The organism is Streptomyces sp. P5F9 (genome assembly GCF_057961495.1).
The window spans coordinates 1-19,696 of the sequence record NZ_JBXVPZ010000161.1 but is presented as its reverse complement, the minus strand read 5'-3'; the positions used below and the strand labels follow the sequence as shown (position 1 = coordinate 19,696).

17 protein-coding genes are annotated in these 19,696 nt (G+C 71.5%); 8 read left to right on the top strand and 9 right to left on the bottom strand.

Annotation, left to right across the window (positions count from 1 at the left end):
- The coding region (locus AC31A1_RS24700; RefSeq protein ID WP_489655415.1) for an SMP-30/gluconolactonase/LRE family protein at positions 1–943 on the top strand (943 nt) is incomplete at its 5' end.
- A gap of 62 nt (positions 944–1,005) precedes the next feature.
- Here AC31A1_RS24700 and AC31A1_RS24695 read toward each other — a convergent pair.
- Positions 1,006–2,637, bottom strand: a complete 1,632-nt coding sequence (locus AC31A1_RS24695; RefSeq protein WP_489655414.1) for an MFS transporter — start codon at positions 2,635–2,637, stop codon at positions 1,006–1,008.
- Positions 2,638–2,784: 147 nt separating this feature from the next.
- On the opposite strand from AC31A1_RS24695, the gene AC31A1_RS24690 reads away from it, so the two are divergent.
- On the top strand, positions 2,785–3,780 hold the full coding sequence (locus AC31A1_RS24690; protein ID WP_489655413.1) for an Lrp/AsnC family transcriptional regulator: 996 nt from the start codon (positions 2,785–2,787) through the stop codon (positions 3,778–3,780).
- 106 nt (positions 3,781–3,886) lie between these two features.
- Here the strand turns inward: AC31A1_RS24690 and AC31A1_RS24685 are convergent, their stop codons facing one another.
- The 3 genes from AC31A1_RS24685 to AC31A1_RS24675 all read right to left on the bottom strand — a co-directional run bounded on the left by AC31A1_RS24685 (position 3,887) and on the right by AC31A1_RS24675 (position 8,386).
- Complete coding sequence (locus AC31A1_RS24685; protein WP_489655412.1) at positions 3,887–5,227, bottom strand: jacalin-like lectin; 1,341 nt, start codon at positions 5,225–5,227, stop codon at positions 3,887–3,889.
- A 354-nt stretch (positions 5,228–5,581) separates the two neighbouring features.
- Entirely contained in the window at positions 5,582–6,673 is a 1,092-nt protein-coding gene (locus tag AC31A1_RS24680; RefSeq protein ID WP_489655411.1) for a helix-turn-helix domain-containing protein, read from the bottom strand.
- 729 nt (positions 6,674–7,402) lie between these two features.
- Positions 7,403–8,386: an alpha/beta hydrolase gene (locus tag AC31A1_RS24675; RefSeq protein WP_489655410.1), complete on the bottom strand. Its 984-nt coding sequence runs from the start codon at positions 8,384–8,386 to the stop codon at positions 7,403–7,405.
- 243 nt (positions 8,387–8,629) lie between these two features.
- Between AC31A1_RS24675 and AC31A1_RS24670 the strand changes: the two genes are divergently transcribed.
- Positions 8,630–9,577: a TerC family protein gene (locus AC31A1_RS24670; protein ID WP_489655409.1), complete on the top strand. Its 948-nt coding sequence runs from the start codon at positions 8,630–8,632 to the stop codon at positions 9,575–9,577.
- An 86-nt stretch (positions 9,578–9,663) separates the two neighbouring features.
- A complete protein-coding gene (locus tag AC31A1_RS24665; RefSeq protein WP_489655408.1) occupies positions 9,664–10,545 on the top strand; it encodes an LLM class F420-dependent oxidoreductase in 882 nt (293 codons plus the stop codon).
- Positions 10,546–10,625: 80 nt separating this feature from the next.
- On the opposite strand, the gene AC31A1_RS24660 is transcribed toward AC31A1_RS24665, so the two are convergent.
- Positions 10,626–11,189, bottom strand: a complete 564-nt coding sequence (locus tag AC31A1_RS24660) for an NADPH-dependent FMN reductase (protein WP_393756211.1) — start codon at positions 11,187–11,189, stop codon at positions 10,626–10,628.
- A 104-nt stretch (positions 11,190–11,293) separates the two neighbouring features.
- Between AC31A1_RS24660 and AC31A1_RS24655 the strand changes: the two genes are divergently transcribed.
- Positions 11,294–11,974, top strand: coding sequence for a TetR/AcrR family transcriptional regulator (locus AC31A1_RS24655; protein WP_489655407.1), 681 nt, complete (start codon positions 11,294–11,296; stop codon positions 11,972–11,974).
- A gap of 21 nt (positions 11,975–11,995) precedes the next feature.
- Here AC31A1_RS24655 and AC31A1_RS24650 read toward each other — a convergent pair whose 3' ends face one another.
- Positions 11,996–13,135, bottom strand: coding sequence for an FAD-dependent oxidoreductase (locus tag AC31A1_RS24650; protein WP_489655406.1), 1,140 nt, complete (start codon positions 13,133–13,135; stop codon positions 11,996–11,998).
- A gap of 39 nt (positions 13,136–13,174) precedes the next feature.
- Positions 13,175–13,849 (bottom strand): TetR/AcrR family transcriptional regulator, encoded by a 675-nt coding sequence (locus AC31A1_RS24645; RefSeq protein WP_489655405.1) that lies wholly within the window; start codon positions 13,847–13,849, stop codon positions 13,175–13,177.
- Positions 13,850–13,989: 140 nt separating this feature from the next.
- On the opposite strand from AC31A1_RS24645, the gene AC31A1_RS24640 reads away from it, so the two are divergent.
- Positions 13,990–15,024, top strand: coding sequence for a LacI family DNA-binding transcriptional regulator (locus tag AC31A1_RS24640; RefSeq protein WP_489655416.1), 1,035 nt, complete (start codon positions 13,990–13,992; stop codon positions 15,022–15,024).
- A gap of 509 nt (positions 15,025–15,533) precedes the next feature.
- Positions 15,534–16,970 carry a benzaldehyde dehydrogenase gene (locus AC31A1_RS24635; protein WP_489655404.1) on the top strand — a complete coding sequence of 479 codons (1,437 nt, stop codon included), beginning with the start codon at positions 15,534–15,536 and terminating at the stop codon, positions 16,968–16,970.
- Between the two features lie 21 nt (positions 16,971–16,991).
- Here the strand turns inward: AC31A1_RS24635 and trxA are convergent, their stop codons facing one another.
- Positions 16,992–17,378 (bottom strand): thioredoxin, encoded by a 387-nt coding sequence (trxA, locus tag AC31A1_RS24630; protein WP_033278987.1) that lies wholly within the window; start codon positions 17,376–17,378, stop codon positions 16,992–16,994.
- Positions 17,379–17,499: 121 nt separating this feature from the next.
- Here trxA and AC31A1_RS24625 point away from each other — a divergent pair, with 121 nt between their 5' ends.
- The gene (locus AC31A1_RS24625) at positions 17,500–18,930 is read left to right on the top strand and encodes a dihydrolipoyl dehydrogenase family protein (RefSeq protein ID WP_489655403.1); all 1,431 of its coding nucleotides are present in this window, start codon (positions 17,500–17,502) and stop codon (positions 18,928–18,930) included.
- 38 nt (positions 18,931–18,968) lie between these two features.
- Here the strand turns inward: AC31A1_RS24625 and AC31A1_RS24620 are convergent, their stop codons facing one another.
- Positions 18,969–19,613 carry a peptide deformylase gene (locus AC31A1_RS24620; RefSeq protein ID WP_489655402.1) on the bottom strand — a complete coding sequence of 215 codons (645 nt, stop codon included), beginning with the start codon at positions 19,611–19,613 and terminating at the stop codon, positions 18,969–18,971.
- Between the last annotated feature and the right edge of the window lie 83 nt (positions 19,614–19,696).

Sequence of the window (19,696 nt, the reverse complement as noted above, 5' to 3'; positions counted from 1 at the left end):
CCCCCAGCCACACCCCACCCGGCGCGCCCTCCTCGGCGGCGCCGCCCTGACCGCCCTCGCCGTGTCGACCGGTACCGGCACGGCAAGCGCCAACTCATCGACCGCACCGGCCAGTTGGCCTACGGAGTTCTCGCTGCCCGACGGCTTCCTCCCCGAGGGCATAGCGATCGGCAGCAGGCCGTACGCCTACATGGGCTCTCGTGCGAACGGCGCCATCCACCGCACCGACCTGCGCACCGGCGAGGGCGAGGTCCTGTCCGAGGGGGCCACCGGCCTGGTGTCGGTCGGCCTGAAGCTGGATCACGACGGCTTGTTGTACGTCGCCGGCAGCACCGGGGTCGCGCGAGTCGTCGACTCCCGCACCGGTGACATCCTGACGACCCACCAACTCACCGCTTCCACCGGCCACTTCATCAACGACATCACGCTCCTCGGCGACCGCGCCTGGTTCACCGACTCGCTCGACGCCGTGCTCTACGGCGTGCCCCGCGGCCGCACGGGCGCGGTCACCGCCCTGCCGCTCACCGGTGACTGGGTGCAGACGCCCGGGGTGAACAACGCGAACGGCGTCGTCGGCACCCCGGACGGGCACGGGCTCATCGTGGTCAGCAGCAGCCCCGGCAAGCTCTACAACGTGTCCCTCAAGACCGGCCACGCCACCGAGATCACCCTGAGCGGTGCCACCGATGTGGCCAACGGCGACGGGCTGTTCCGGATCGGCCGGACGCTGTACGTCGTCCAGAACCGGCTGAACCGGATCAGCGTGTTCGACCTCGACGCCAAGGCCGGCACCGCGACCCTGCGCCGTACGATCACCGACCCTCGCTTCGACGTCCCGACGACCGCCGCCCGCTTCGGCAACCGGCTCTATCTCGTCAACGCCCGCTTCACCAGCCCGCAGACGCCGGACACGACGTTCACCGCTGTCGCCGTATCGATCTGAGGCGACAGCGGGCGGGGCCCCGCATGCGCGCAACGGGGTCCCGCCCATGGGTAGTTCGTGCCTCAGCGGTTCGATGCCGGGTCAACTGCCGCTACGACGGCTGCCGTTGGCACTCCAGCTGTGGCGGTGCTCGCACCGGCCACCGGAGCCGCCGTAGACGAAGAAGTCTGTCGCGGGCGGCGCAGCAACAGCACGCACACCAGGGCCGCGAGGAGAGTCAGCGAGCCGGCGACCACCAGGCACAGCCGCATGCCGTCCAGGAAGGAGTCGCTCAGCGCGCCCATGGCCCGGCCGGTGTTCGGGCCGAGGTTCATGTGGGCGACGGCGCCCAGGCCGCCCGCGTCGGCGGTCGAGACGATGTTCTGCTGCGCCGTACCCGTCACCCCGGCGTCGGTGAGGTGGCCGGGCAGGGTGTCGAGGGCCTTGGTGGTGAGCAGGGCGCCCAGGACGGCAGGGCCGAGCGCGCCGCCGACCTGCCGGAACGCGTTGTTGCCGGCCGCGGCCATCCCCGCCTGGTGATACGGCACGGAGGCCACAGCGGTCGCGGTCATCGGTGTCATGACGGTCCCGATGCCCAGGCCGAGCAGTGCCAGCCGCCAGGCGATGGACGCGAACGAGGTGCCGGCGTCGACGCCGGTCAGTGAGAACAGCGCGCCGGAGATGAGCAGCAGGCCACCGGTGATCAGGACACGCGGTGTGACCCGGTGCATCAGCCGGCCGACCGGCTGGCCGACCACGATCGCCGCCGCGGTGACCATGAGCAGCCTCAACGCCGCCTGGAGCGTGTCGAGTTGCTGCACCAGACCGAAGTACAGGCTGAGCAGGAAGAAGAAGCCGATCAGCGCCAGGAAGGTGATCATCGCGACCAGCGTGGTGGCGGTGAACGCCGGGCTGCGGAACAGCGTCAGGTCGAGCATCGGGCTGTCACCGCGCCGCTCGGCGAGCAGGAACGCGACCCCGCCGACCACCGCGGTGAACAGCGCCACCATGACCTTGACGTCCGTGAAGGAACCGGCGCCGCCCTCGATCACGCCGTAGACCAGCGCGGTGATGGCGAGGGCCGCGGTGAGCTGGCCGGGCCAGTCCAGCTTGCGCCCGTGCGGGGCCCGGGAGTCGGGCAGCCGGCGGGCGGCGACGCCCAGCGCGATCAGCGGGACGGGGACGGAGATCAGGTAGATCCAGCGCCAGGCGGCGTGGTCGAGGATGACTCCGGCGATCAGCGGGCCGACGGCCAGCGCCGCCATCAGCGCGGTCGCCCACAGGCCGATGAACTTGCCGCGCTCCCGGTGGTCGGGCACGGCGTGGCTGATCAGCGCCAGGGTCGTCGGCAGCAGGGTCGCCGCGCCGAGACCGGCCAACGCCTGGCCGATCCACAGGACGTGGACCGACTGCGCGCACAGGGCCACGGCCGCACCGGCGGCGGCGAACAACAGGCCCGCCTGGAACACCTTCTTGCGTCCGTGCACATCGCCGAAGACGCCGGCGGTGAGGATGAACGCGGCCATGGGCAGGACGAACGCGTCCTGGACCCAGGACAGTTGGGCGGTCGACGCGTTCAGCGCCGACTGGATCGCGGGCAGGCTCACGGCGACCGTGGTCACCGGCAAGTAGGCGACGAAGACGCCGAGGCAGGCCATGACGAGGGTGGCCGCCCGCCGGTCGGACCGCCCGCTCGCCGGGCTCGTGACGTTCACGGGGAACTCTCCTTATCGAATGCGGTGCCCTCGAACTCGAACGGGCACGCGACCAAGGATCAGCTCCGGTATGGACAATCACCAACGCACGACCGGAAAGCGACGAGAAACCTCTACCCCGGGCCTCTTGGGTGCGACACTTCCCTCATGATTGACGAAGTCGACGGGAAAATCCTCCGCGCGCTACAGTGCGCGCCACGCGCCTCGTTCCGGCTGATCGGCGAGGTGGCCGGGGTCTCGGAGCAGACCGCCGCCCGCCGCTTCCACGCCCTGCGCCGCTCCGGGGTGATGCGGGTGGTCGGCCTGGTCGACCCCGCCGTCCACGGCGACGCGAGGTGGGTCGCCCGGATCCGCTGCCGCCCCGACCGGGTCGGCCCGCTCGCCGACGCGCTGGCCCGACGGCCCGACATCGCCTACGCGGGCCTCGCGTCCGGCGGTTCGGAGATCATCTGTGTCATCAGCGCGCCGGTGCACGTGACGCGCGACGACGTCCTGCTGCGTCAACTGCCCCAGTCCGCATCGGTACTCGACGTGAGCATCGACCTGCTCATCCACCCCTTCGGCACGTCCGGACCGAGCGACTGGACGGGCTACGGCGGTCGGCTCACCCCCGAACAGATCCGTCAACTCGTGGGCGACCGGCCCGACATGCCCACCGGACCGCCCGTGCGCCTCACCGACGAGGACACCCCGCTGCTCGACGCCCTCGCGGAGGACGGCCGCGCCACGCACACCCAACTGGCCGACGTCACCGGCTGGTCCACGGCCCGCGTGGCCCGCCGACTGGACGCCCTGGAGCACTCGGGGGCGCTCGACTACGACGTCGAACTGCTCTCCGCGCGCCTCGGGTTCGCGCTCAACGCCACCCTGTGGCTGCGCGTCGCCCCGGCCCGCCTCGAACGAGTCGGAGAGGAACTCGCGGATCACGACGAGGTCGCCTTCGCCGCCGCCATCAGCGGCGACTCCAATGTCATGGTCGTCGTCATCTGCCGCGATACGGAACACCTGTACCGGTACCTGACCACCAAGGTCGCCTCCGTCGCGGGCATCGACGGCTACGGCGTGAGCATCCACGTCCACCGCCTCAAGCAGGCCACGTCGCTCATCTCACGTGGGCGACTGGTGCCGCCGGCGTTCGCGTAGCGGCCGGAACGCACCGAGCCGGACCACCCGCGGCGGCGGATGATCCGGCTCACAACTGCCGTACGGTGCTTGGCACTGCGTGGCTACGGCGGGTCGGTGCCTAGGGTCAGCGCTTCGTGTAGATGAAGCCGACCTTGTCCAGCTCGTCGCCGGAGCGTCCGTGGAAGCCGGCGATCTGCCAGCCGGACGGAGCGGTGCGGGTCACGCAGTCCGAGGTGGTGGTGCCACCGGCCAGGGTGTTGCCCAGGTTGGTGGTGAACTTGGCGTAGAAGATCCGCGTGGTGTCGCTGTACTTGCTCTCGCACAGGTACGCCGAGGTCACGTACTCGCCGCTGCCCAGCGTCAGCGAGGACGCGGTGCCGCCCGTGCCGCCGTGGGTGAGAGTGGTGCCGTTGGCCAGGGTGATGCCGACCTGGTCGACGCGGGAGCCGGAGCGCAGCGAGATGGTGGTTGCGCGGGCGGCCGCCGGGACGCTGTTGATGTCCTGGTAGTAGTCGCCGTGGGGTCCGCCGAACTGGTCGCTGAGCTGGTAGTCCGCGTTCTGCGACCAGGTGAAGCCGACCGTGATCGGGTCGTGGTCGGAGAGCATCAGCCCGTCCGAGGTGAGGAACTTGGCGTGCTCGTTGTTGTACGACGTCGCGTTCAGCGTGACCAGCTTGCTGCTGCGGTAGAGGACCTTGTCCACGACCTCGCAGGTGTTGGGGACGGTGGCCCCGGTCTGGTCGCACACCAGCGCGTCGCTGCCCTTGACCGGCGCGACGCCGCCGCGGATCACCTTGACCCAGGCGTCGGTGAGCCCGTTGGCCGCGCCGAACTCGGCGATGGTGTCGGCGGAGCGGGTGTAACGGGTGTTGGTGTCACCCATCACCACGACGGCGTTGCCCGCCGAGTGGGTGCTGATGAACGAGGTCAACTGGCTGAGGTTGTCCGCGCGGGAGGCCTCGTCGCCGTCGTTCGTACCCGCGTTGGTGTGCAGGTTGTAGAAGTCGACGTACACGCCCTCGGAGAGGCGCTCGCGCATGAACGTGAAGCCCTTGGGCGTCAGGCAGTCGCCCGAGTCGATCTGGCAGGAGTTCCAGTGGACGCGCTCGAAGTCGTCGCCGTCCCAGGCGTAGTTGGAGACGGTGTTGAGCCCGCTGCCGATACCGGCGCCGCCGCTGGTCGCGGTGCGGTACGGGTGGGTGTCGGTGGAGTACAGGTAGGCGTGGTAGTTGAAGTCCTCCTGCACGTTCACGATGTCGTACGGGGCGATGCGCGTGCCAATCGCGGTGGTGCTCGTGTCCCGCGGCGTCGAAGCGCTGGACAACGACTCCGGGAGCCCGGCGACGTTGTAGCTGAGCACGCTGAAGCTGCCCGACGTTGCGGCGGCGGCCGGTGTCGCGGCGGCCACCGTGATCCCGCCCAGGGCCGCGGCTGCGGCCGCCAGACAGGCGAGAAGTCTGCGCATGGGGAAGTGCCTCCTGCGGAGTGACAGAGGGGGAGGGTGTTGCGGCGGTCATGTCAAAATGTAGCGACAAGCGCTTGCTATGACTCCCCTCCAGCCGCACCGAATCAGGAATTCCGTGTGGCGCGGAGATGGCCAAGTCCCTTTGCCTGTCCGTTTGTTGTCAGTGCGGGGGGATACGGCCCACAGGTACGGGACAGGTCATCGACATCGCCGGAGACGAACTGCCGGAGCCGGAGGGCGGGGAGCAGCTGAGGCGGCCGACGCCGAACTGCCCATACCGGATCGAGCGCGGGATCATCGCCAAGATGCGCGAGATGGGGGAACGCGGTCACTTCCGACCCCCGTACCTGACCGCTACGGCCGCGCCAAGTGGCGCATCGTCAGCGCCAGTTGGAGCCGTAGTCGCCCCTGCGGAGTGCGTACCGGCCAGCCCAGGAGGGACTCCGCGTGGGTCAACCGGTCCTGGAGCGTGGAGTGGTGGACGTTGATCTCGGTGGCCGCCGCGCGGAGGCTGGTTGTGGTGGCGACGGCGTTCAAAGTGGCCAGCAACCAGGGCGCGTTGGCCGCCGCGGCTTCCACGTCGTGGACGTCGGGCGGTGGTTCGGCACCCGGTGCGACCAGTTCGGCGAGGAGGGCGATGCCGCCGAGCTCGTCGGCGTGCACGACGCGGTGGCCGGGGTCCTGCGCGGTGCCGTCGGCGGTGAAGCGGAGGGCGGTGCGGGCGGCGGCCCAGGATCGGGGCAGGTCCAGTACGGGGACGGCGGGGCCGATGCCCAGGCGGCCGGCGGGCAACTCGGCGTCGGTGTGCGGTGGTTGAGCGCCGGAGCTGTCTGTGGCCGCCTGCGGATCACCGTCCGACACGGGTCGCGGGCCGGACGTACCCGTCGTCTCGCGGGGCGCGGCGACGACCCGGGGCCGTCCGTCGAGCGGGGCGAGAACCCGGGCCCGGGTCGCGGGGTCGGCCGGGTCGAGGCCGAGACGCCGGGCCGCGTGCAGCCGGGCCGCCTCGGGAGCCGTCGCGTCGAGCAGGGTCTCGATCAGCTCCGGGTCGTCGGCGGGAACCCGGCCCCGGGTGCGATCGAGCACCAGCCGTACGGCACCGGCCGCCCGCTCCAGGATCACCGCGTCGACGACACTGGGCGCGACCTCCGCCGTACGCTCCAGCCAGAGCGCGGAAGCCCCGCCCGGCGTCAGCGCGGCGGACGGCCAGGCGGGATCCGGCGGCGACGCACTGTCCCTGCGCGTACCGTCCGCCTCGACCCGCACCCGGACCCGCCGCTCGGCGTCGACCAGCCGCGCGGCACACCCGGCCAGCACCGCCGCCCCGCGCACCAGCGCCTCAAGCCCGGCCCGCGACTCGGCAAGCCGATCGAAGTACCCGATGACCCGCACGGCGGCACCGGCGTCCGGATCCAGCGCGGTCAGGCGCCCGGCCAGCTCTTTCATATGCCCATGGTGCGGCATGCCACCGGCGGAGAGGAGGGACGGGCCGTGGGTATCCCGCACGGTCCGCCCCAAGAAGGCGGCGACCGACGAGCTTCCCTGGTGTACCGCTCGCGCACAGCGCGCCGGTGTCGCCGCGGTCGTGGATTCAAGCCGCCGGCGGCCTCTGCATCTGGTGCGCCGTGCCTCCGGCGGAAGGTCGCCCGGTCGAGCAGCGGCGACGCAACACACCGACGCCACCGCGGCCGCGCTCCCACCCCCCTTGAGCCGCTGCGAACAGCCTCCGCGGCCCGAGTCACCCGCGAGACCGCCGCCCGCGAAGCGAACCCGTCGAACCTGTGGAAGCCCCCGGGGGCAAGGCAGAGCCGCCGCGGCACCTCCTGCCACCGCGGCCGTACTCCCGCGCCCCTCGACCCAGCGCGAGCAGCTTCCGTAGCTGACTCACCTGCGTGGCCCGTTCCGCCTGCGAAATGTTGCCCGCAGCGCGAAGGCGAGGAAGCCGCCCGGCCAACCCGGGACCGGCGAGGCACGCTCCTGTCGTCGCGGCCGTACTCCCGCGCCCCTCGACCCAGCGCGAGCAGGCTCCGTAGCCGGGACACATGCGTGGCCCGCTCCGCCTGCGAAATCGGCGCCCGCAGCGCGAAGTCGGCGAAGCCGTGGAAGCCCCCCGGCCCGGCCAACCGGAAGCCGCCGCGGCAAGCCCCTGTCACCGCAGCCGTACCCTCGCCCTCCTCAACCCGCCCCCAACAACCTCCGCAGCCAACTCACATGCGCCGCCCGAGCCGCCTGCGACACCGCCGCCTGTGGCGCGAAGCCGTCGAAGCCGTGGAAGCCGCCCGGCCAGACGTGGAGTTCGGCGATGCCGCCCGACTGCCAGAGGCGGGACGCATAGGCGACCACCTCGTCGCGGAAGGTTTCCGCGGAGCCGACGTCCAGGAAGGCCGGGGGGAGGCCCGTGAGGTCCTCCGCTCGGGCCGGGGCCGCGTACGGCGAGACGTCGGGGGTGCCGCGGCGGTCGCCGAGGAGGGCGGTCCAGCCGGTTTCGTTGGCGGTGCGGTCCCAGATGCCGACGCCTGCCATCTGCTGGGCGGACGGGGTGTCGTTGCGGTCGTCCAGCATCGGGCACAGCAGGAGCTGGCCGATGGGTCGCGGGCCGCCGCGGTCGCGGGTGAGGAGGGCCAGCGCGGCGGACAGCCCGCCGCCGGCGCTCGCGCCCATGATGACGATCCGTTCCGGATCGCCGCCGATCTCCTTCGCGTGCTCCGCCGTCCACAGCAGACCGGCGTACACGTCCTCGATCGGCGCGGGGTGAGGGTGTTCGGGCGCCAGCCGGTACTCCACCGACACCACCACCGCGTCCAGCTCCCGCGCGTACTCCAGCGCCCCGGTCACCCCGACCCGCCGGTCGCCGAGCACCATCCCGCCACCGTGCACGTGATAGATGACGGGCAGTGCGCCCGCCGTCGCCGGCGCGGTCGGACGGCCGATCAGCAGCGTGATGTCGGGCTCGCCGACCGGGCCGGCCACCTCCCTGTCCTCGATGGCGAAGGCTCCGCCGAGCGTGAGGTCCATCTCCATCGACTGCATGATCGCGGGACCCTGCCGGATCTCGTCGATGTCCTCCATCGTCATCCCGGGCGAGATGAACTCCTTGATCAACTCCAGCGCCGCGGCGAGTTCGGGGTCGAACGGGGGCGGGGGCGGGGTGGACGTCATGTGCTTCTCCTGACGCTGGACGCGGCGGCTCGTACGGCCATACTCCGCGCCTGTACCCCCGTTCCGTGCTCCGCCGTCCGGCGGAACCTCTCCGCCGGACGGCGGGTGCCTTGTCAGGACGTGATCTGTTGTTCACCTGCGGGACGTGGAAGGAACCCTTCGCGCCGACAACGATGTCGAAACCCCTGTGGACGACGCCCTGTATCACCGCATCTGCCGATTCATGTACCAGGAGCACCACCCGTGAACATCTCCCTGACCGTCTGGCTGCTGACGATCGCCGCCCTGTGCGCGCTCGTCGGAGTCGACTTCCTCATCGGCCGCAAACCCCACGACGTGTCCGTCAGGGAAGCCGGCGTCTGGACCGTGGTCTGGGTCGTGCTGGCCTGCCTGTTCGGGCTCGGGCTGCTCGTCTACGGCGGGAGCGGGCCCACCGGGGAGTTCTTCGCCGGGTACATCACCGAGAAGTCGCTGAGCGTCGACAACCTCTTCGTCTTCGTGCTGATCATGGGCAAGTTCGCGGTGCCGTCCCAGTACCAGCAACGGGTGCTCATGGTCGGCGTCCTCGTCGCCCTGGTGCTGCGCGCCGGCTTCATCGCGGCCGGTGCCGCGATCATCTCCACGTTCTCCTGGGTCTTCTACCTCTTCGGCGCGTTCCTGATCTGGACCGCCTGGAAGCTCGTCCAGGACGCCCGCAAGGGCCACGAGAACGAGGAGTACGAGGAGAACAAGCTCCTCAAGATCGCCGAACGCCGCTTCGGTGTGGCCGACCGCTACCACGGCACCAAGCTGTTCATCACGGAGAACGGCAAGCGCATCATGACCCCGATGCTGGTCGTGATGCTCGCCATCGGCTCCACCGACGTGCTCTTCGCCCTCGACTCCATCCCCGCGATCTACGGCCTCACCCAGGACCCGTACATCGTCTTCACCGCCAACGCCTTCGCCCTGATGGGGCTGCGCCAGCTGTACTTCCTCATCGGCGGCCTGCTGAAGAAACTCGTCCACCTCAGCTACGGCCTGTCGATCATCCTCGGCTTCATCGGCGTCAAACTGGTGCTGCACGCCCTGCACGAGTCCGGCGTGCACGTCCCGCAGATCTCCATCCCCTTCTCCCTCGGCTTCATCGTGCTCGTGCTCGCGGTGACGACGTTCACCAGCCTGCGCGCCACGAGGACGCGGAGCGCTTGACTTCGAGAGCGCTCGAAGACCTACCGTCACGAGGGACGGTGAAGGTCCGGGTGGACTGCGAAGTGGACTGCGAGAGGGAGTCGGGCATGCGGGTCGGCGTACACATCAACCGGTTCAACCATCCCGGAGGGCCGACGGCGGTCGGGCCCGAGCTGGCCGCGGCGGGCGCCGCGGCCGAGGCGGCGGGCGTCAGCTGGCTCTCGGTGATGGACCACTACTTCCAGATGGAGTTCAACGGCGGCGCCGAGGACGCCATGCTGGAGGCCTACACCACGCTCGGCTTCCTGGCCGGCAACACCTCCACGGTCCAGCTCGGCGCGCTGGTGACCGGAGTGACGTACCGCAATCCGGGGCTGCTGGCGAAGATCGCCACCACGCTCGACGTGCTGTCCGGCGGCCGGGCCACGCTCGGCATCGGGGCGGCCTGGTACGACCGTGAGCACCACGGTCTCGGCGTGCACTACCCGCCGGTCGCGGAGCGGTTCGAGCGGCTGGAGGAGACCCTGCGGATCTGTCTGCAGATGTGGGACCCGGAGACGAACGGCCCCTTCGAGGGCAAGCACTACCAGCTCGCCGAGACCCTGTGCGTGCCCGCGCCGATCAGCGGCCCGCACCCCGAGATCATGATCGGCGGCGGCGGGGAGAAGAAGACCCTCCGGCTGGTCGCCCAGTACGCCGACGCCTGCAACCTGATCGTGTCCACGCCGGACGAGCTGCGCCACAAGCTCGACGTGCTGCGCGGTCACTGCGACAACCTGGGGCGCGACTACGACCGTATCCGCAAGACAATCGTCTACGGCGGCGAGTCGGTCACCGCGGGCGATGTCGACGCGTTCCTCGGGGAGATCGACGGCTTCTCGAAGCTCGGCGTCGACACGGTCATTCTGGGCCCGCGCACGGGCGAACCGGTCGAGTGGATCGAGCGGTTCGTGGCGCCGGCGGTGCCGCGCCTGGCCGAACTGGACTGACGGGAGCGGCAGTTGGGACACGAAGGGGCCGGAGTCCGGGTGGACTCCGGCCCCTTCGACTGTGCGGCGGGGTGCCTGGATCAGGCGGCGACGGCCTCGCCCGCGTGGCCCTTCAGCTGGGAGAGGACCTCGGTCAGCTGGGCCACGACCTCGGCGTCCTCGGACGGGTGGGTCTCGGCGAAGCGGGTCACGGAACCGGGGATCGAGAGCTTGAGCTCCTCGATCACCTTGCCGCCGGCGATGCCCACGGCCTTGCGGGCCTCGTCCTGCGCCCACACGCCGCCGAACTGGCCATAAGCGGTGCCGACCACGACGACCGGCTTGCCGCCGAAGCCGCTGGCGCCGTAGGGACGGGACAGCCAGTCGATGGCGTTCTTCAGGACGGCCGGGATGGTGCCGTTGTACTCGGGGGAGAAGAAGAGGAACCCGTCCGCGGCACCGGCGGCGGCACGCAGCTTGGCGGCGGCGGCCGGGACGTCGCCCTCGACGTCGATGTCCTCGTTGTAGAACGGGATGTCGGCGAGACCCTCGAAGATCTCGATGTCGGAGCCCTCGGGCGCGAACTTCACGGCGGCCTCGGCGAGCTGGCGGTTGTGCGAGCCGGCACGCAGGCTGCCGACAAGCGCGAGGATACGAACAGACATGGGGGACTCCAAGGAGGGGCTGAAACACTGCCGTTACGATCCGGACCGAGGTCCGTTTAAGAGTTGTACCAGGCTAAGCGGACCGCGGTCCAGTTTTGTTCCCAGTGCTTTACGCTGTCTTCATGTCCAGCGCCCTGCCGCCCTTTCCGAAGCCCGAGGAGTCGATAGGCGAACCCCAGTTGCTGGAGGTCCGCTCCTACGCCGACGAGCCCTGCCTGCGTGCCGACGCGGCCCGCAACCGCGCCAAGCTGCTGGAGGCCGCCGCCCGGCTGATCGCCGAGCACGGGGTGGCCGGCGTCACCATGGAGGCCGTGGCTGCCGCGGCCCAGGTCGGCAAGGGGACCGTCTTCCGCCGCTTCGGCGACCGCACCGGCCTGCTGATGGCGCTGCTCGACCACTCCGCGCAGACGCTCCAGGCCGACTTCCTCGGCGGCCCGCCCCCGCTGGGTCCCGGAGCCCCGCCGGTCGAGCGGCTGCGGGCGTTCGGCGCCGCGGTGCTGTACCGCCATGCCGAGCAGCTGGACCTGCAACTGGCCGCTCAGCCGGAGCCCACCCGCCGGTTCGCCCACTCCGCGCTCCGGGCGCTGCACACCCACGTCACGGTGCTGCTGCGGCAGATCCTCCCGGACGCCGACTGCGAGCTGCTCTCCCAGACGCTCATGGCGTATCTCGACCCGGCCCTGATCCACCATCTGACCAGGCAGTGCGGGATGCCCATGGAGCGGCTGGAGGCCGGCTGGGTCGACCTCGTCGCGCGCGTGACCCGCACCGAGCCGCCCTGCTGAACTCCCTTGCTGTGCCCGGCTTCAGCCGCCGTGGCTCGCGAAGAAGTCGAGTATGCCCTGCGGTGCGTCCTCGCCGAACATCAGGACCGCGCTCGCCGCGGACTCCGCCGCCGACTCCTCGCTGCGCGGGAACAGCTTCTCCTCGTACGCGGCCAGCGCGGCCTCGGTGTCGCCCGGGTGCGCGGCCAGGGCCTCGCCCAGTTCGGCCCCGTCGAGCATGGCCAGGTTGGCGCCCACGCCCGCGAACGGCGACATCAGATGGGCCGCGTCGCCCAGCAGTGTGACCCCGGGGACCCGCTCCCAGCGGTGCCCGATCGGCAGGGCGTGGATCTGGCGCGGGGTCAGCGGCCCGTCCGCGTCGGCGAGCAGCGCCCGCAGGCTCTTGTCCCAGTCCGCGAAGTGCTCCAGGGTGTAGGCCTTCCCCGCCTCGGTGTCCGTGAAGTCGACGCCGTCGAACGCGTCCTCGGGGACGGCGAGCGCCACGTAGATGTGCAGGCTGCCGTCGGTCTCGCGGTGGGCCAGGAAGCCCTTGCCCGCGCCGAGCGCCATCATCATGCCGCCGCCGACGACCTCGGCGCTCACGGGATGCCGTACGTCGGCGTCCGGCAGGTCCACCTCGACGAACGAGATGCCGACGTACGCGGGCTTCGCGTCCGAGAGCAGGGGCCGCACCCTGGACCAGGCGCCGTCCGCGCCGATCAGGAGACCGGTGGTGAACGAGGTGCCGTCCGCGAGCGTCACCTCGTGCCGGCCGTCGTCGAGCGGGCGGGCGCCGGTGACCTTCGCGCCCCAGCGGACGGTGCCCTCGGGCAGCGAGCCGAGCAGCAGATCGCGCAGCTGACCGCGGTCCACCTCGGGGCGCCCGCCAGTGCCGTCGTCGGGGTTGTCCAGGAGGACCGTGGCGGCCTTGTCGAGGACGCGCGTGGCCTCGCCGCCCGGGTGGACCAGCGCGCGGAACTCCTCGTACAGGCCCGCCGCACGCAGCGCCGGCTGGCCCGAGTCCTCGTGGATGTCGAGCATGCCGCCCTGGGTACGCGCGGCGGGGGAGGCGTCCAGGTCGAAGACGGCGGCCTCGACGCCGTTGACGTGCAGGACCCGGGCGAGCGTGAGCCCGCCGAGTCCGCCGCCGACGATCGCGAGGGGGAGATGGGGGGTGGTCATGATGGCCTCCTTGAAGCTTGAAGTGGGCGGTAAACAGGGTCAGTTGGGAAGGGCGGTCCGCTCGATCCCGTTGATCAGTGCCTGGAACCGCCAGGACAGGCGGGCCGAAGGCGCCCCTGCGAGCAGGTCGCCGGAGCGTGCCGCGATGTGCGGGTGGGTCCGGTCGGACGCGGCGCGCAGGGCGTGGGCCAGGGCGTCCCAGTCGTCCCGGGTCGTGTCGTCGCCCGAGTGCTCGGCCGCCGTGGCGGTGGCCTGCTGGAGCAGCAGGTCCACGCCCCACGCGGCCTGCGCCGGTGGGACGCCGCCCTCGTCGAGCAGGGCCAGCAGGGTCTCGATCAGGTTCAGGTAGTGCGGGCCGCTGGGCCAGGCCGTCAGCGCCGAACGGGCGAGACTCGGGTGCTCGAAGAGCATGCCGGTGTACGCGGTGAGCACCTGCTCGATCCGCTCGCGCCAGGAACCCTCGGCGGGCGCCGGCCCGATCGTGCCGAGCAGCTCGTCCAGCACCGCCGCGTGCAGCTCCGCGGTGTTGCGGACGTACACGTACAGCGAGGCCGGACCGGTGTCGAGCTCCTGGGCCAGGCGCCGCATGGTGACCTTCTTCAGACCCTCCGCGCGGAGGACCGTCACCGCGGCGGCGACGATGCCCTCCCTGCTCAGGGCGGGTTTCGCCGGTCGGTCACGGCGGCTGCGCGGGGTGTCGGGGCGAGCTGTCATGCCTCCACCGTAACGAACATGTTCGCTCCGAACAAGTTCGTTACGAACATGCTCGTAAAATACCGGACCATGTTGTCATCGTGACGACCGTTCCCCCGCCGCGCTCCCCGGCCCCGGCTTCTGCCAAGATGCCGTACGTCATGGTGCAGATACCGAAAACGTCCGCAGCCCCGTCGCCCGCACCGCGCTCCGTGCCCACGAGCGCCGATGTGGCCCGCCTGGCCGGCGTCTCACGCGCGACCGTCTCCTACGTCCTCAACAACACCAGCGCCGTACGGATCAGCGAACCCACCCGCCGCCGCGTCCACGAGGCCGCCAAGGAACTCGGGTACGTCCCGCACGCGGCGGCCCGCAGTCTGCGCGCCGGGCACAGCCGCATGGTGCTGATGCCGGCGCCGACCATGCCGGTGGGCCTCCTCTACAGCCAGTTCATCAACGAACTCCAGTGGGCGCTCAGCCGCCTCGACTACACGGTCGTGCAGCACGGGTCCGTCGGTCTGCGCGGCGACGATGCCGCCCGCGCCTGGGCCGAACTGCGCCCGGTCGCCGTCCTGGTGCCCGGTGCGGGGCTCGGCCCGCAGGGTGTCGAGGTCCTCAAGCGTTCCGGTGCGCGAGCCGTCCTCACGCTCGGCCCCGAGAAGGTCGAGGGCGCTCACGCCCTGCTCCTGGACCACGAAGGTGTCGGCCACTGCGCCGGTGCGCATCTGTACGGCCGCGGCCGGCGCCGGATCGGCGTGGTCGTGCCCGAGGAGCCCGGCATGGGGGTCTTCTCCCGGCCCCGCCTCGACGGAGTGCGCCGCGCCCTGCTCGGCACGGACGCCACGGTGACCGAACTCCCGCTCGCCTACAGCGAGGAGAGCGCCGCCCGGACCGCCGCCCGCTGGCGCGCCCTCGGCCTCGACGCGGTGTTCGCGTACAACGACGAGTACGCGATGCTGCTGATGCGCGCCCTCCAGGACGAGGGCATCCGCATCCCCGAGGACACGGCTGTGATCGGCGCCGACGACCTCATGATCGGCCGCCTGCTGCGCCCGCGCCTGAGTACCGTCCACATCCAGCTGCCGTCCGGTCACGAACTCGCCGAACTGGTCGACACCGCGGTACGCGAACCAGGCGGGGTACCGGGCACACACGAACTGCTCGGCGCGTCGGTGGTGCACCGCGACTCCAGCTGACGGGGCCCACCCCGCGTCCGGTGAGCGCACCCGGGGTGATCCGGCCGTGCGCGACCAGGGACTGTCCGGCGGAGTGGGCCGGAGGGAAGCGGCGGTGCCTGATCGGCGTTGGTGAGCGGGGCGTGGTGCGTGCGGCTGCGAGGCGGGGAGGGAGTCGATGCGATGGGGGGCCTCCCGCTCGGGCGAAGCCGAGCGTAGGGGAGTCGGCGACCGCGCCGGCCTCGGGCCTGACGACCGCATGCCGCCCTGCCCGGGTCTGGAGCCCGCGTAAACCTCGGCCCGGTGACCGCGTCCACCCCGGCCCGGCGACCGCGCCCGGGATCGATCCGGCCGTACGCGACTAGGATGTTGCACGCTCAACCAGACAGGGATGCGTGCGGACACCGGACGCGGCTCGCACGTCTGTGCCGGATCACCGCATCCCGTCGCGCGGCCGCCCAACCGGCCGTGAACGCAAGGGACTTGCGCTGCCGGTGCGGGTCCCGCCGGTGACGGATCGGAGAACCGCCATGACTCTGCTCGACCCCAAGACCTGGCAGCCCAGCCCCCTCTCGGGCCCCGAGTACCCGGTCACCGAGCCCGCCACCGGCGACACGCTCGGCACCGTCACGCTCGCCGCCGCCGGGGACATACGGTCGGCCGTCCAGGCGGCCCGTGCCGTGCAGGCCGAGTGGGCGCGCGTCCCGCACTTCGTCCGCGCCGGTGTGCTGCGCAAGGCCGGTGACCTGTTCGCCGCGCATGCCGAGGAGTTGCGCGAGTGGATCGTGCGGGAGTCGGGCTCGATCCCCGGCAAGGCGGACTTCGAACTGCACGTCGCCGCCCAGGAGTGCTACGAGGCCGCCGCCCTCGCCTCCCGCCCCGCCGGGCAGGTCCTGCCCACGGAGGCGCCCCGGCTGTCGTACACCCGGCGCATCCCGGTCGGGGTCGTCGGCGTGATCGCGCCGTTCAACGCCCCGCTGATCCTTTCCATCCGCTCGGTCGCCCCGGCGCTCGCACTCGGCAACGGGGTCGTCCTCAAGCCGGACCCGCGCACGGCGGTGTGCGGGGGACTGTCGCTCGCGGCGGTCTTCGCGGAGGCGGGCCTGCCCGAGGAGTTGCTGCAGGTGTTGCCCGGCGGTGCGGAGGTGGGGGCGGAACTGGTCGCCGACCCGCAGGTGCCCGTGATCTCCTTCACCGGCTCAACTGCCGCCGGTCGCGCGGTCGGTGAGGCGGCGGGGCGTCATCTCAAGCGCGCACACCTGGAGTTGGGCGGGAACTCGGCCCTGATCGTGCTGGCGGACGCCGACCTGGACGCGGTGATCTCGACGGCGGCCTGGGGTTCGTTCTTCCACCAGGGCCAGATCTGCATGACGACCGGCCGTCATCTCGTCCACGAGTCGCTCTACGAGGAGTACGTCGAACGCCTCGCCGCCAAGGCCGACTTGCTCGCGGTCGGCGACCCGCACCGCGCGCAGGTGCACCTCGGCCCGATCATCGACGCAGCCCAACTGGCCAAGATCCATGGCCTTGTTGAGGCCAGCGCGTCAACTGGCGCCAGGCTGGCGGCCGGTGGCACCCACGAGGACCTCTTCTACCGGCCGACCGTCCTCGCCGACGTGAACGACGCCACCCCCGCCTACGCGGAGGAGGTCTTCGGCCCGGTCGCGCCGGTACGGTCCTTCGCCACCGCCGACGAGGCGGCGGCGCTGGCCGCGACCGGACCGTACGGCCTGTCGCTCGGCATCGTCACGCGCGACAGCGCCCGCGGCCTGGACCTGGCGGAACGCATCCCCACCGGGATCGTCCACATCAACGACCAGACCGTGAACGACGAGGCCGTGGCCCCCTTCGGCGGGGTCGCCGCGTCCGGTACCGGCGCCCGCTTCGGCGGCGAGGCCAATCTGGAGGCCTTCACCGACGTGCGCTGGACGACGGTACGCGGGGACGTGGCGTCGTATCCGTTCTAGGTATTTTCAGAACGGCGGTGCTTACTGGCCGTTCTGCTCGGCCTGCTCCTGCTGCTCGGCGACCGACTTGCGGACCTCGTCCATGTCGAGCTTGCGGGCCTGGCCGATGACGTCGGTCAGGGCGGCCTCCGGCAGGGCGCCGGGCTGGGCGAACACGGCGACGCGGTCGCGGACGATCATCAGCGTGGGGATCGACTGGATGCCGAAGGCCTGGGCCAGCTCGGGCTGGGCCTCGGTGTCGATCTTGCCGAAGACGAGGTCCGGGTTCTCGTCGGCCGCCTTCTCGTAGACCGGGGCGAACTGACGGCACGGCCCGCACCAGGACGCCCAGAAGTCGATCAGGACGAAGTCGTTGTCCGTGACCGTCTGGTCGAAGTTCTCCTTGGTGAGCTCCACGGTGCTGCTCATGTCGTGATTCCCTCTTCCTCGATGTGGGGCGAAGCCGTCCCGGACAACACGGTCGTCCGGTCCCGTATTCCGCGCCCCTACCCGTGTGGCCACAGCGCACACCACCCAGCAGACTGACCCCATGACGGAAACGGAATCCATCGCGTACGACGTCGTGGTGCTCGGGGCCGGGCCCGTGGGGGAGAACGTCGCCGACCGCACCCGTGCGGCCGGTCTCTCCACCGCGATCGTGGAGAACGAACTGGTCGGCGGCGAGTGCTCGTACTGGGCGTGCATGCCCAGCAAGGCCCTGCTGCGCCCGGTCATCGCCCGCGCCGACGCCCGCCGCGTGCCCGGCCTCGGCCACCTCGTCCAAGGCCCCCTCGACACCGCCGCGGTGCTCGCCCACCGCGACTACGAGGCCTCGGGCTGGAAGGACGACGGCCAGGTCCAATGGCTCGACGGCATCGCCGCCGACCTCTACCGAGGCCACGGCCGCCTCGACGGCCCCCGCAAGGTGACGGTGGCGGGCCCCGACGGCGTCCGGCACGTCCTCACGGCCCGGCATGCCGTGGCGGTCTGCACCGGCACCCGCGCCCTTCTGCCGGACATGCCCGGACTCGACGAGATCAAGCCGTGGACCAGCCGCGAGGCCACCAGCGCCAAGGCCGCGCCCGGCCGGCTGATCGTGGTCGGCGGCGGGGTCGTCGCCGTCGAGATGGCGACCGCCTGGCAGGCCCTCGGCTCCCGCGTCACCCTTCTCGTCCGCGGCAAGGGCCTGCTGCCCCGCATGGAGCCCTTCGCCGGCGAACTGGTCGCCGACGCGCTCACCGAGGCCGGCGTCGACCTGCGCACCGGTACGTCCGTCGCGGCGGTGACCCGCGAGAACGGCACCGTCGCGGCCCTCCTCGAAGGCGGCGACCGCATCGAGGCCGACGAGATCCTCTTCGCCACCGGACGCGCCCCGCAGACCGACGACATCGGCCTCGACACGATCGGCCTGGCACCGGGCTCCTGGCTGTCGGTGGACGACACCCTGCGCGTCCCGGGCAGTGAGTGGCTGTACGCGGTCGGCGACGTCAACCACCGGGCCCTCCTCACCCACCAGGGGAAGTACCAGGCACGCATCGCGGGTGCCGCGATCGCCGCCCGCGCCGAGGGTGTCCCGTTGCTGGAGACCGACCCGTGGGGCGCCCACGCGGCCACCGCCGACCACGACGCCGTACCCCAGGTCGTCTTCACCGACCCGGAGGCGGCGGCCGTCGGCCTCTCCCTCGCCGAGGCCGAACAAGCCGGCCACCGCGTCCGCGCGGTCGACGTCGAGTTCTCCTCGGTCGCCGGCGCCGGCCTCTACGCCGACGGCTACCGGGGCCGCGCCCGCATGATCGTCGACCTCGACGACGAGACCCTGCGCGGCGTCACCTTCGTGGGCCCCGGCGTAGGCGAACTGATCCACTCGGCGACCATCGCGGTAGCCGGCCAGGTCCCGATCAGCCGCCTGTGGCACGCGGTCCCCTCGTACCCCACGATCAGCGAGGTGTGGCTACGCCTGCTGGAGGCCTACCGGGGCTGAACACCCCTGACGTCCTACGGCAGTTGAAAGCCGTTTCGCTACGACAGCTCGAAGCCGAGCGCAGCCGACGCCGCATCCGGTGTCGGCTGCGCCCAGCGTTCCGCCATCGCCTCGTTCGAGGAGAGCGAGCGCAACTCGGCCCGGTCCAGGTAGAGCAGGCCGTCGAGGTGGTCCGTCTCGTGCTGGACGATCCGCGCGGGCCACCCGGTGAAGACCTCGTCCACCGCCCGCCCGTGCTCGTCCTGCCCGGTCAGCCGCACCGAGGCGTGCCGCGCGACCACGGCCTGCCAGCCCGGCACGCTCAGACACCCCTCGAAGAACGCGGCCCGGCCGTCACCGACGGGCTCGTACGACGGATTGACCAGCACCCGGAACGGCTGCGGCACCCGCCCGCGCGCCACCCGCACCTCGTCCGGCACCGGCGCCGGATCCTCGATCACCGCGATCCGCAGCCCCACCCCGACCTGCGGGGCCGCGACGCCCACGCCCGGCGCCGCGTGCATGGTCACGCGCAACGCCTCGACGAACCGGGCCAGCAGAGCGGGCTCCAACTGCCCGTCGAACGGCTCGATTCCGCGCCTGAGCACCGGGTCACCGGCCGAGACGATGGGCAACGGGCCGCCGGCGGCGAGGAGTTCCTCGACCCGTTCGGCCAGGGGTACGCGATCACTGGGATGTGCCATCGCGCCAGGATGCCACGACCCCCGGCCCCACCCGATGTGACCCACGCCATACGCATCCACGGGAACTCGCGGCCTTCACGCCC

Coding starts and splice junctions, on each gene's coding strand:
- AC31A1_RS24635 (WP_489655404.1), top strand. CDS start 15,534: ATGACTCTGCTCGACCCCAAGACCTGGCAGCCCAGCCCCCTCTCGGGC.
- AC31A1_RS24660 (WP_393756211.1), bottom strand. CDS start 11,189: ATGTCTGTTCGTATCCTCGCGCTTGTCGGCAGCCTGCGTGCCGGCTCG.
- AC31A1_RS24680 (WP_489655411.1), bottom strand. CDS start 6,673: ATGAAAGAGCTGGCCGGGCGCCTGACCGCGCTGGATCCGGACGCCGGT.
- AC31A1_RS24685 (WP_489655412.1), bottom strand. CDS start 5,227: ATGCGCAGACTTCTCGCCTGTCTGGCGGCCGCAGCCGCGGCCCTGGGC.
- AC31A1_RS24675 (WP_489655410.1), bottom strand. CDS start 8,386: ATGACGTCCACCCCGCCCCCGCCCCCGTTCGACCCCGAACTCGCCGCG.
- AC31A1_RS24620 (WP_489655402.1), bottom strand. CDS start 19,613: ATGGCACATCCCAGTGATCGCGTACCCCTGGCCGAACGGGTCGAGGAA.
- AC31A1_RS24640 (WP_489655416.1), top strand. CDS start 13,990: ATGGTGCAGATACCGAAAACGTCCGCAGCCCCGTCGCCCGCACCGCGC.
- AC31A1_RS24690 (WP_489655413.1), top strand. CDS start 2,785: ATGATTGACGAAGTCGACGGGAAAATCCTCCGCGCGCTACAGTGCGCG.
- AC31A1_RS24625 (WP_489655403.1), top strand. CDS start 17,500: ATGACGGAAACGGAATCCATCGCGTACGACGTCGTGGTGCTCGGGGCC.
- AC31A1_RS24645 (WP_489655405.1), bottom strand. CDS start 13,849: ATGACAGCTCGCCCCGACACCCCGCGCAGCCGCCGTGACCGACCGGCG.
- AC31A1_RS24665 (WP_489655408.1), top strand. CDS start 9,664: ATGCGGGTCGGCGTACACATCAACCGGTTCAACCATCCCGGAGGGCCG.
- trxA (WP_033278987.1), bottom strand. CDS start 17,378: ATGAGCAGCACCGTGGAGCTCACCAAGGAGAACTTCGACCAGACGGTC.
- AC31A1_RS24650 (WP_489655406.1), bottom strand. CDS start 13,135: ATGACCACCCCCCATCTCCCCCTCGCGATCGTCGGCGGCGGACTCGGC.